General features: G+C 62.7%; 7 protein-coding genes. 4 read left to right on the plus strand and 3 right to left on the minus strand.

Annotated features, from left to right (window positions below):
• Positions 1 to 221: 221 nt before the first annotated feature.
• The gene (locus WQ53_RS00715; protein WP_082112777.1) at positions 222 to 2597 is read right to left on the minus strand and encodes a DNA internalization-related competence protein ComEC/Rec2; all 2376 of its coding nucleotides are present in this window, start codon (positions 2595 to 2597) and stop codon (positions 222 to 224) included.
• 2 nt (positions 2598 to 2599) lie between these two features.
• Positions 2600 to 3604 (minus strand): integron integrase, encoded by a 1005-nt coding sequence (locus tag WQ53_RS00720; RefSeq protein WP_052629548.1) that lies wholly within the window; start codon positions 3602 to 3604, stop codon positions 2600 to 2602.
• Between the two features lie 234 nt (positions 3605 to 3838).
• Here WQ53_RS00720 and WQ53_RS16510 point away from each other — a divergent pair, with 234 nt between their 5' ends.
• Entirely contained in the window at positions 3839 to 4192 is a 354-nt protein-coding gene (locus WQ53_RS16510; RefSeq protein WP_144409176.1) for a hypothetical protein, read from the plus strand.
• Positions 4193 to 6198: 2006 nt separating this feature from the next.
• Here WQ53_RS16510 and WQ53_RS00725 read toward each other — a convergent pair.
• Positions 6199 to 7182 carry an IS30 family transposase gene (locus WQ53_RS00725; RefSeq protein ID WP_201774020.1) on the minus strand — a complete coding sequence of 328 codons (984 nt, stop codon included), beginning with the start codon at positions 7180 to 7182 and terminating at the stop codon, positions 6199 to 6201.
• Positions 7183 to 8238: 1056 nt separating this feature from the next.
• Here WQ53_RS00725 and WQ53_RS16120 point away from each other — a divergent pair.
• The 3 genes from WQ53_RS16120 (at position 8239) to WQ53_RS00735 (ending at position 11701) form a co-directional block, all read left to right on the plus strand.
• Positions 8239 to 9294: a serine hydrolase domain-containing protein gene (locus tag WQ53_RS16120; protein ID WP_158497800.1), complete on the plus strand. Its 1056-nt coding sequence runs from the start codon at positions 8239 to 8241 to the stop codon at positions 9292 to 9294.
• A gap of 731 nt (positions 9295 to 10025) precedes the next feature.
• Entirely contained in the window at positions 10026 to 10745 is a 720-nt protein-coding gene (locus WQ53_RS00730; protein ID WP_052629550.1) for a polysaccharide deacetylase family protein, read from the plus strand.
• Between the two features lie 149 nt (positions 10746 to 10894).
• Complete coding sequence (locus WQ53_RS00735) at positions 10895 to 11701, plus strand: trypsin-like serine protease (RefSeq protein WP_052629551.1); 807 nt, start codon at positions 10895 to 10897, stop codon at positions 11699 to 11701.
• Positions 11702 to 11760: the final 59 nt, after the last annotated feature.

The raw sequence follows: 11760 nt of genomic DNA on the forward strand, positions 1-11760 counted from the left end.
CGGCTTCTTGCAGGAGCCGGGCTTGCCCGCGACGCGACGTCGTCGGCTCAGGCGACGCCCTCGTGATCCCGACGCCCGGGTCGCCGACTGAAGTCAGCTCCTACAGAAAATCGGTCGCGTCGTGGCTGTTGTAGGAGCCGGGTTCAGCCGGCGACCCGACGCCGTTGGCACAGGCGACGCCCTCGGGGTTCCAACGCCCGTGTCGCCAGCAAGCTGGGCCCCTACAACGGCGGGTCGTCGGGGTGCCAGGAGCGGGAACGCCAGGCGCGGCGTTCGCGGACGGCTAGGCCGTCGGCGTCGAGCCAGACGCGGATCGCACCGGAGCGCGGGGTGGCCAGCACCTCGGCGCCGTGGCGCTGCCAGCGACGCACCACCGCCTCGCGCGGGTGGCCGAAGCGGTTGCCGTGGCCGGCCGCCACCAGCGCCAGGCGCGCGCCGGTGGCGGCGACGAAACCGGCCGAGGACGAGCCGTCGCTGCCATGGTGCGCGACCACCACCACGTCGGCACGCAACGCCGCCGGCTCGCGCAGCAGGCGCCGCTCGACCACCTCGCCGATGTCGCCCGGCAACAGCACCACGCCATGCGGCGACTCGATCCGCAGCACGCAGCTGGCCTCGTTGCGCAGGTAGGGGAAATGCGGCGGCGGATGCAGGAAGCCGAACCGCACCCCGTCCCAGGTCCAGCCCTGCTCCGCCTCGCAGGCGCCCTGCACGTCCACCGGCGCGCCGGCCGGCGCCAGCGATGCGTCCACCGGCACACCGCGGCGCACCGCCGGCCAACCGCCAGCGTGGTCCTGGTCGGCATGGCTGATCACCACCCGGTCCAACCGCGCGATGCCCAACGCGCGCAACGCCGGCATCACCGCGCGCTCGCCCGCATCCCAGCCGTCGCGCACCGCCGGGCCGGCGTCGTACAGCAGCGCGTGGTCGGCGCTGCGCACCACCACCGCCAGGCCCTGCCCCACGTCCAGCACGTGCAGTTCCACCCCGCCCGGGCGCGGCAGTTCGCGCGCCGGCCACAGCAGCGGCAGCCACAGCAGCAGCGCCAATGGCCAACCCGGCACGCCGCGCGGCAGCAACAGCCAGAACGCACCGAACAGCGCCAGCGGCAACGCCCAGGCACGCGCCTCCGGCAGCCACCACAAGGCGAGCGGACTGGCCGCCATGCGCTCGAACAGCGCCCAGCTCGGATCGAAACACGCCGCCGCCGCGCGCCAGGCCCAACCGCCAGCGCCGGCATGCAACGCTTCGAGCCCGGTACCCAGCAACGACAGCGGCACCACCACCAGGCTCCACCACGGCACCGCCAGCAGGTTGGCCAGCGGCCCGGCCAGCGAGGCCTGCAGGAACAGCACCGCCCCCAGCGGCAGCAGCCCCAGCGTGGCCACGCCCTGCGCCGTCAGGAAATCGCGAAGCCAGCGTCGCCCAGCCTGCGCCGGCAAGCACCACACCAGCCAGGCCACGCCGGCGAAGCTGAGCCAGAACCCCGCCTGCAGCACCGCCAGCGGATCCACCAGCAGCATCACCGCCAGCGCCAGCGACAACGCCTGCCACGCGCCCAGCGGCCGCCGCCCCAACCGCGCGCCGGCCACCACCGCGATCATCAACAGCGTGCGCACCGTCGGCAGCGCGAACCCGGCCACCGCCGCATAGCCGGCCGCACCCAGCACCGCCGCGACCGCCGCGGCCTGCGGGCGCGGCCACCACCGCCCCAGCGACGGGCACAGCCACCAGGCCACCACCGCCAGCCAGGCGAAGAACCCCGCGACCAGGCCGACATGGAAGCCGGAGATCGCGATCAGATGGGTCAACCCGACCGCGCGCAACGTCTCCCAGTCGGCATCGTCCAGCCCACGCGTGTCGCCCAGCGCCAGCGCCCGCACGAAGCGCGAGGACGGCGACGGCACGGCCGCCTCGATCCGCGTGGCCATGCGCGCGCGCCAGGCGTCGATGCCCGCGGCCGGCGCCAGTTCGCGCGCCAGCTGCGGCGCACGCACGTAGCCGGTGGCGGCGATCCGCTGCGCCAGTGCATGGCGGCCGGCGTCGAACCCGCCGGGATTGGCGAGCCCGCGCGGCGCGCGCAGCTTCAGCTGGAACTCCCAGCGCGCACCCGGCTGCAGCGCCATGCGCGGCCCGGCCTCCTGCGCCCCGAAATCGTCGTACCAGGACAGCTGCAGGCGCCGCCCGCGCAGCGGCTCCGGTGCGTCGTCGCCCTCCACCCGGAACTGGAAGCGCGTGCGCCGCGCCTCGTGCTGCGGCAGGCCCAGCACCTGCCCGGCGACGCGCACCTCGCGTGCCTCCAGGTCCGGCGGCAGCCACGCGGCGAGCGCCCAGCCCGCATGCAGGCCGGCCCAGCCCACCCCGACCAGCAGCGCACCGGCGGCGCGGCCGCGCCACGGCCATGTCCATGCCAGCACGCCGGCGACCAGCGCCAGCCAGCGCAGCGGCGCCGGCGGCAGCGCCGGCAGGAACAGGCCGGCCACCGCCCCGGCCAGCAACGCCGCCGCGCAGCCCAGGCCCAGTGGATGCGGCGGCGCCGGCCCGGTGCTCGCGGACGACCTGGCCCATGCGGCGACGGCGGACGCGACCGACGCCATGCCTAGAGATCCAGCGGACTGCGCACCGCCGAAGCGCCACGGCCCAGCACGTGCGTGTAGATCTGCGTGGTCGACAGGTCCTTGTGCCCGAGCAGTTCCTGCACGGTGCGGATGTCGTAGCCGGCCTCCAGCAGGTGGGTGGCGAAGGAATGGCGCAGGGTGTGGGCGCTGACCGGCTTGGCGATCCCCGCATGGGCACGGGCGCGCTTGAGCGCACGCGCCAGGACCGCATCGTCGATGTGATGGCGTCCCTGCGCCCCGGTACGCGGATCGCGCGAACGCCGGTCGGCCGGGAACAGGTACTGCCAGCCCAGGTCACTGGCGGCCTGCGGGTATTTCCTGGCCAGCGCGTGCGGCAACCAGACCCTGCCTGCGCCGGCGGACAGGTCCTGCTCGTGGAGCAGGCGTACGCGCTCCAGCTCACGTTGCAGCGGCTCGGCCAAGGAGCGCGGCAACACCGTGCGCCGGTCCTTGCCTCCCTTGCCGTCGCGCACCAGGATCTCCTGCCGCATGAAGTCCACGTCCTTCACCCGCAGGCGCAGCCCCTCCATCAGGCGCATGCCGGTGCCATACAGCAGGCTGGCCAGCAACCAGGTGCGCCCCTGCATGTGCGCCAGCAGACGCGCTACCTCCGGCGCCGACAGGACCGTGGGCAACCGCTGCGGCCGCTTGGCGCGCACCACGTTCTCCAGCCACGGCAGCTCCGTCCCCAGAACCTCCCGGTACAGGAACAGCAGCGCCGACAACGCCTGGTTCTGGGTGCTCGATGCCACCTGCCCCAGCATGGCCAACCCGGACAGGAAATGCTCCACCTCCACCACGCCGAGCTCGCGCGGATGCCGGCGCCCGTTGGCCGCCACGAACCGGCGGACCCATCCCAGGTAAGCCTTCTCCGTACGCAGGCTGTAGTGCTTCAGGCGAAGCCGGCGCCGGACTTCCTCGAACAACCCAGGCCTGGACCCTCGGCCTGCGTTGGATATTTCCCCGTTTCCGGGCGGATAAGACATAGCGCTTCGTCCTTGAAGCATTTCCAGATCAGCCTGGCACCATCCTCTGGCCAAGGCCGATCAGGCAAGGCACTGATCGAAGGTAGGATTTCTCCTTGACGACCCCGCCAGCACCGGATGAACATCCGCTACATACCCCCGGAAACGGGGTCTACTTAGAGTTAGGCGGAAGGAAGAAGCATGCGTAGCAAGTCACCGCTGATAACACTAACGACTGGAATTGCAGCAACGAGCATGGCGCTGCTTATCGCCGGACATCTCTTAATTACGCTCGATCTGTTCTTCAATTTCTTTCCAGCGACCCCTGAATTTATAGCCATGTGGGGCATTCCGCTGTGGGCCAAAGTACTGTGGGCCACTCTCTGCGTCATTGGTGTCATTACGTTCATCATGATTTATCGTCGTCCATGGTTAGGGTTTGCTGCTTCAGCTGCGTTCTGCGCTTTCTTGTACTTCGCAAGCATCCAGCTCTGGGGAGAGGTCAAAGGTGGATTCTGGCTAGCCATCATCACGGCACTGCTTGCAGCAGTGTCTGCGGTTGGGTCTAACAATTCGTTCAAGCCGAACTTGCTTCGCAAGTCGGCTTAACTCAAGCGTTAGGCAGCTCTGATGCATCGCGCTCACTCATGGAAGCAAACCGGCAATGTCTCGCTCTGGCACTACACGGAGAACGAGCGCAACTATCCGGGCTGGCACCTCACGGCTGATGCGGCTGGCTGCGAGTCGCTCATTGCCCTGCTTGATGCTTTAGCCGTTGATGGCATCCCTGCATTTCGAGCTGTCGAGATCAAGCCGCCCTCCAAGGCTCAACTAGGCGTCCCAAACAACAAGGGCGGCTTAGCTGCTTGGCGCTCCCCTAGCAAGCTTCGGGCAACCTTCTCCAGCGACCCGGCAGAGTGGTCGTTCCCGCCTGACTTGGAGCCGGCAGTTCTTACAATAGGCTCGGACTGGCTAGCACCACTTCGGGAGGGCATCTCTGGTATTCCTCGCGGACGTGGTGACTACTCTATTGGCTCTGTTGGCAACGGTAGCTCTAGACTCTGGTTCTGGTGGTGAGTCGAGAGCTGCCTAACAATTCATTCAAGCCGATGCCGCTTCGCGGCACGGCTTAATTCAGGCGTTATCCGGTGGTGCATGGCTGTCCTCGCGCATCCTCCTTCGGGCCAGGTCATTGCGGCGTCCCGCATCGGCTCCGTTTAGCAGTCCTCAGCGCCCCGTCACCGGCCCGCACATCGCTCCGTTCGGCAACTTCATTGCCCAGTTGCGCCCACTGTCACGCTTCTTCGGCCGCCGCCCAGCTGATGCCTAGGTCGGGCAAGCCCTGTCGCCGCCACTTGTGGCATGCTCGGCTGGCAGTGGCGGTGCTGGGGAGCACAGGCCTAATCGGCCAGCCTCGCCGGGCACCACCGCATAACCATTCATTCAAGCCGACGCCACTTCGTGGCGCGGCTTAATTCAAGCGTTATACGGTAGTGCGGAAGGCGCCTCGCCGCTTCTTCCTTCGGCCAGGTCATCGCGGCGTCCCGCATCGGCTCCGGTTCGTAGTCCTTACCGTCCTCGCCACCTGCCCGTACACCGCTCCGCCAGGTCGCTTCATTGCCCGCCTGCGATCACCGTCCCACTTCTTCGGCGGCCGCCTACCTCATGGCATCTCGGGCAAGCCACATTGCCAGTGCTTATGGCATGCTCGCCCAGCGGCGGCGGTGCTGGGGAGCACGGGGCCAGGCCTTGGGGGCTCGCTGGGCACTACCGCCTAACAACTCATTCAAGCCGAACCTGCTTCGCAGGTCGGCTTAATTCAAGCGTTAGACCGCTAAGGGAGAGCAATGAACTCCACAGTCCTCGCAGTCGCATTGCTGCTCCCAATCACCGCTCTCGCGACCGATCATGGGACAACGATTCCAGCCCAGTTCATCGGCAGCTGGGCCGGCAGCCCTACCTCCTGCGGCTCCGACGCTGACGATCTAGTCCTCCGTATAGACCCTCATCACATCTCCTATTGGGAGAGCGGTGGTCCAATCAAATCGGTTGTTCTTCGCGGTAGCAACGAGATCGCGTTGATTTCGGAACTCTCCGGCGAGGGCGAGACTTGGCTTGCTACGGCAAAGTTCGAATTATCTTCGGATGGGGCCAGGCTAACGGACAGCACAACCATTCCTGGTGAGGAGATTGTGCGGTACCGGTGCCCAACACAGTCCGGAGCGCGGTCTAACAATCCGTTCAAGCCGAACTTGCTTCGCAAGTCGGCTTAACTCAATCGTTAGGCCGCTATGAGACTCAACAGGTTCTGCATTGTGTTGATTGCCTCCTTACTTGCTGGCTGCGCCACTGGCGAGTCTGGCACCGCGGCAAGTGAGTGCGACGTTTCATGGATTGAAGGCAGTCAACTCTCTCCTCAGAGAGCTTGTGAACTGCGTGTGCTGGCAAAGCGGTGTGCCACATCTGACCGCTGCCAGATCCAATGTGAGGCTAAAGGCGGACTGTCAAACATTGGGGGTGGATGTGCGCATGTATGCAGCGGCGGGGGCGGACAAACGGATGAGGCCATTGCCAAGAATGGCGGTGCATTTGCTACGGAGGAGTCGGTCGGTGAATTAACACTCGAAGTGCAACGACCCGCATAGCTCTTTGATTCGTTCGATGGGCGTTTTGTAGCCATGGCGCTTCCTCGGTCGGGAATTGAGCTTGTGAGCGATGAGGTCGCAGTGGTGTTGCCGTAGTCGTGCGAGGCTGCGTCGTTTTGGGAAGTACTGCCGAAGCAAACCATTGAAGTTCTCGTTACTGCCACGCTGCCATGGGCGGTGCGGGTAGGCGAAGTAGCAGCGTACTCCGGTGGCGTCTTCCAGTGCTTTGTAGCCATGGAACTCGGTGCCGTTGTCCCAGGTAATGGTCTTGAAAGGCATGCCGCTGTCGCGGATGAGTTTCAGCGTGGCGCGGTTCACGGCAGTGACGGTGCGATGAGGGAGCTTGGCGACCAGGGCTATTCCGGAACTGCGCTCCACCAGCGTGAGCAGGCAGTCGCGTTCGTCGACGGTGCCGATGACGGTGTCGCCTTCCCAGTGGCCGGGTTCAAGTCTGGTCTCGACCACTTCTGGTCGGGTGTCGATCATGGGCTTACCCTGCAGCCGCCCGCGCTTCTCGGGCCCGATGGCACGTTTGCGACGTCGTTTGCCTCCCTGGCGCAGGGACGATCGCAGCACGCCTCCGCACCGGGTGTCCTGGCATACGTGCCGATAGATAGTCATGTGGCTGATCCGGGCCACGTCATTGAGCACGAGCCAGTGGGCGATCTGCTCGGGACTCCACTGCTCGTGCTGGAGCAGGTACTCGATGGCTTCGTAGACGGCCTCGCCATGGTGGCGCACGCGACGCGACCGTCGGCGGCGGCCATTGGTGCGCTCCTGGGCCTTGCTGGGCCGGTAGGCACCATCGGTGGCGTGACAGGCATTGCGGCGAATCTCGCGACTGATTGTGCTGGGGCTCCTTCCCAGGATCCGGGCGATCGAGCGCCGTGACAGGCCCTGTCGATTCAGGACGCCCAAGGTGTATCGTTCCGGCTCGGTGAGCTGGCTGTACATGAGGGATCGTCTCTTGGCCGAGTGATCCCCTCCAGTCTGCCAGCTCACCTCTCCATCCATGGGCGGCGCAGGTGTTGCACTTACCTTGTTAACCTGCGGCGCCTAACAATTCATTCAAGCCGACGCCGCTTCGCGGCGCGGCTCAATTCAGGCGTTAGACCGCTAAGGGAGAGCAATGAAGGCCACAGTCCTCGCAGCTTTATTGCTGCTCCCAATAACCGCCCTCGCGGCCGATCATGGGGTAACGATTCCAGACCGGTTTGTCGGCAGCTGGGCCGGCAGCCCTATCTCCTGCGACTCCGACGCTGACGACCTAACCCTCCGCATAGACCCTCATCACATCTCCTATTGGGAGAGCGACGGCCCAATTAAGTCGGTTGTTCTTCGCGGTGGCTATGAGATCGCGCTGATCTCGGAGCTCTCCGGTGAGGGGGAGACTTGGCTTGCTACGGCAAAATTCGAATTGTCTTCCGATGGGACCAAGCTGACGGACAGTACAACCATTCCTGGCAAGGAGATCGTGCGGTACCGGTGTCCTACACAGTCCGGCGCGCGGTCTAACAATTCGTTCAAGCCGAACCTGCTTCGCAGATCGGCTTAATTCAAGCGTTAGGCCGAACACCAGCATGAATGCACATTCGCCAGTTAAAAGAGCGTCTTTTGCCGCCTTAGCTATTGCATATATCTGCGGCTGGATTGTTTTGGCCTTCTTCGGCGTCAAACTCTGGCACACGTACTGCGAGGGGTTTGGTTGTACCGGCATTGGAATTGCTTGGCTCGCCTGGTCTGGAGCATATGCCCTCGCCTTGCTCTTAGGCTTTCTGGCGTCTCGCACTCAACACGGAGCATCTAGGCGCGTCATGCGCTATGTTCTCGTCACCCAGGTCGCTGCTGGAGTATGGCTGCTCGGGTATTGGGCAGTTCATGCAGCAACCTAACAATTCACTCAAGCCGGGCCCGCTTCGCGGGTCGGCTTAATTCAGGCGCTAGGCCGTGGAAGAACCATCCCGTCAAACTCATGGAACTCAAATGGGGTACACATCAGTGCGACGCATCGTGAAGATTCTAGGCTTTGTACTGATCGCAACCATCGCGATACTGCTTGTGGTTGGGCTTCGCCCCTTCATCGATCGAGACGCAGCCGCTACCAATCCCGTCCCTCTGGTGGAGTCTCCGCTACCGCCAGAAGAGGCTGAGAATGTCCGGAGATACATAGAGGCCGAGGCAAACCCAATCGATGCATTCGTTGCGTTGCGTGGAGACAAGATTCTGATGGAATACGGGGATGTCGACATCCCCATGAACTTGGCCTCCGCTCGGAAGAGCGTCGTTAGCTTGCTGTTCGGCATAGCATCCGACCGCGGGTTGATCGATTTAAACGAAACACTTGGAGAGCTCGGCATCAATGAAAGTCGAACTCCATTGAGAGATGTAGAGAAGCAAGCCACGGTTGAACATCTTCTGCAATCCCGGTCAGGAATTTACCTTCAGTCTGGTGCGGAGACGGTTGAGATTAAAGAAGGCCGCCCTGGCCGTGGCCAGTTTTCCCCGGGGGAACACTATTTCTATAACAACTGGGACTTCAATGTTCTAGGTGCAATCTTCGAGCAGAAGACCGGCCTTTCCATCGGAGAAGCCTTGGACGCTTGGCTTGCTGTGCCCCTGGGAATGCAGGATTTCAGCCGCGAGCACGTTCTTTATGATCGAAAGGGGTCCGACTCTGACTACAGAACGTATCGAATCCATATGAGCGCACGCGACCTTGCTCGGCTTGGGGCACTGGTAGCGCAAGACGGCATGTGGAACCAGACCAGGATCGTTTCGGCCGAATGGATTGATAGAAGCACGACGGCCTACTCAGCTACCGAAGGCCCCTTCTACGACGGGTTCGGTTATTCATGGTGGTTGAACTCCGGGCTCAATGCCGTGATGGCTGATGGCTGGGGTGGCCAATACATGCTAGTGGATCGGGATCACGACCTGACACTAGTGACTCGCCGAGACACAGGGAACTCAATTCTTGGATTCCTAGTATTCAGCGGACTCAAGAAGCAGGGACATCCAGCGGACATACAGAAGCTGTACAAGCTCATACGACAGATGCCAGATTGAATCCTGATAGGCCGCCACGGCCTAAGAATTCATTCAAGCCGAAGCCGCTTCGCTGCGTGGCTTAGTTCAGGCGTTAGACCGCACTTTCACATCTGAACCTCGACGAACATGAAGAATTTTCTACTGTGCCTGGCAATCCTGCCCTTCACTGGCAACGTTCTGGCTCAGGCCTGCTGGTCCGAGTGGGAACGAGATGGCGAGTGGCTCATACGAACGAACTGCACCCAGAACGTTTCGATCCCAAACATCGATCGAGTCTGCAGGTCACGCGTTCAGAGCGATGAACCCCGAACTGCTGCCTCTTGTCCGGCGACAGCCAAAGTCCTCAGCAAGGGCAGCGTCCGGGTTGAACCGGTTGACTTTCGATGCATGGGCCTGAAGCCACCCGCCGCAGGTGGGGCGGCCAATGTCTTCTATTACGGCCTTGGCAAGAACCAGGAGGAGTTGGAAGTCGTCCGAAATCTGTGCGTACAGTTCGGTGGCAAATGGGAAGACGTCAAGTAGGCGCCGGTTCGGTGCGGCCTAACCCCTCGCTCAAGCACCTCTCGCTCAAGCGCCGACGCCTTAAGGCAGCCACCGTCTGGCCGCTTTAGGCGGTCGCTGCATATTATCCTTCCGCGCCCAAGCCGCGTCCGCCTCCGGACGCGGCTTGGCTCGAACGTCAGGCGTCACAAGCAAGTTCGCTGGTCACTCGCCCACCCAGAACACACATCCGCGCTGGTCACCTTCTTATGCGTACTGTCAGATTCTTCGCTTTACTTGCAGCGGTCACAGTCGGCTTGGCTGTCACAGGGTGGCAGATCGCCAAGTCACGGACGTACCAGACGTTTGGAGAACTGATCTCCGAAGTACATACGGAGAGCCGCCTTGTTGCCCTCACGTTCGATGACGGGCCTGCGCCTGAAGCAGTATCCAAGCTACTCCCGGTGCTGCATGAGCATGGAGTCAAAGCGACATTCTTTGTCACTGGCGCCGAACTTGAGCGTTATCCAGAAGCAGCGGCAGCCCTGGTGGCAGCCGGGCATGAGCTAGGCAACCACTCCTACTCACACCCGAGAATGGTGTTCATCAGTCAAGCGAAAGTCGCATCGGAGGTCGAGAGAACAGATGAACTGATTCGGGCGGCCGGACAGCTTGGCGACATCCACTTTCGCCCCCCGCATGGAATCAAGGCTATTTCCTTGCCATATTTTCTGAAAAAAACGGGCCGTCGAACCGTGATGTGGAGCCTCGAACCCGATTCAGGCAGTCAAATTGCATCGTCAAGCAACACCATCACGAAGCATGTAATTGATAACTCGAAACCCGGGGATATAATCTTGCTGCACGTCATGTACAACAGTCGTCGCGCGTCTCTGGAAGCAGTTCCTGGAATCATTGAAGGGCTTCAACTACAGGGTTTTCAATTCGTGACTGTTTCGGAGCTATTGGCGGAAGAGTCGTCGCGGTGACACCTAACCCGACGATCAAGCCGACGCGCCACGACGCCACTGCCGGCCGCGCTACGCTTGTGGTTGCTCCGCGCGGCCAGGACTGCCTTACTCCGCGCGCGGCTCAGCTCTACGTTAGTCCCGTTGAGATACTTCCGAAGGAATCGCATATGCCCCGACTCTTGTTGCTCGCACTGCTTTCCATGTCCTTCAATGCAAGCGCGATCGTGATTCGAGATGACGTTGATGACTCAAGATATCGGGCTCCGGCGTCTGAGTTTCCTGCTTTAGTTGACATGCCTGGCGAGGGGCACGGTGTATTGATTGCTTCGCAGTGGGTTGTTACCGCTGCGCATGCCATCACATGGCAATCTGAAATCAAACAGGCAAGCATTAACGGGGTACCGAGAGACGTTGACCACATCGTGATCCACCCCGGATACAAAAAGCCCCCGCACGAACTCCTTGACCAGGCGCTGGCCACTTGGGATTGGACGCTTTTCAGGGCGCTGCTCTCCTCCTCGGATGACATCGCGCTTGTAAGACTGGCGCAGCCCGTTACTGACGTCTCTCCTGTGGCAATCAACAAGAGCGATGAGGAGTTCGGACAAATCATCAAGATCATGGGAAAAGGCGCTACGGGCAACGGAGTCACTGGCTACGAATTCGGTGATTCCCACCGCACCGAGCTTCGCCGTGCGTACAACAAAGTCACCAGCGCCCACGGCCGCTGGCTCTGCTACATGTTCGACAAGCCATCGGAAGCCCTGCCCCTGGAGGGTGGTTCAGGGAGTGGTGACAGCGGTGGGCCAATCCTCGTCCAGGCTGAGAGGGATTGGTTGTTGGCCGGACTGACTTCATGGGCAGACCCTCAAAGCACTATCAGGACGCCCGGCCGATATGGCCAGATCAGTTGCAATGTCCGCCTGAGCCATTACAAAGACTGGATTGAAAGCGTTACCTCTGCACAGCCGTAGGTGGGGGCTGACCATTCCATTCAAACCGAACGCGCTTCGCGGGTCGGCTTGATTCAGGC

This window comes from Pseudoxanthomonas suwonensis, from assembly GCF_000972865.1.
GTDB lineage: Bacteria > Pseudomonadota > Gammaproteobacteria > Xanthomonadales > Xanthomonadaceae > Pseudoxanthomonas > Pseudoxanthomonas suwonensis_B.

Coding starts and splice junctions, on each gene's coding strand:
- WQ53_RS00715 (WP_082112777.1), bottom strand. CDS start 2,597: ATGGCGTCGGTCGCGTCCGCCGTCGCCGCATGGGCCAGGTCGTCCGCG.
- WQ53_RS00720 (WP_052629548.1), bottom strand. CDS start 3,604: ATGTCTTATCCGCCCGGAAACGGGGAAATATCCAACGCAGGCCGAGGG.
- WQ53_RS16510 (WP_144409176.1), top strand. CDS start 3,839: ATGGCGCTGCTTATCGCCGGACATCTCTTAATTACGCTCGATCTGTTC.
- WQ53_RS00725 (WP_201774020.1), bottom strand. CDS start 7,182: ATGTACAGCCAGCTCACCGAGCCGGAACGATACACCTTGGGCGTCCTG.
- WQ53_RS00730 (WP_052629550.1), top strand. CDS start 10,026: ATGCGTACTGTCAGATTCTTCGCTTTACTTGCAGCGGTCACAGTCGGC.
- WQ53_RS00735 (WP_052629551.1), top strand. CDS start 10,895: ATGCCCCGACTCTTGTTGCTCGCACTGCTTTCCATGTCCTTCAATGCA.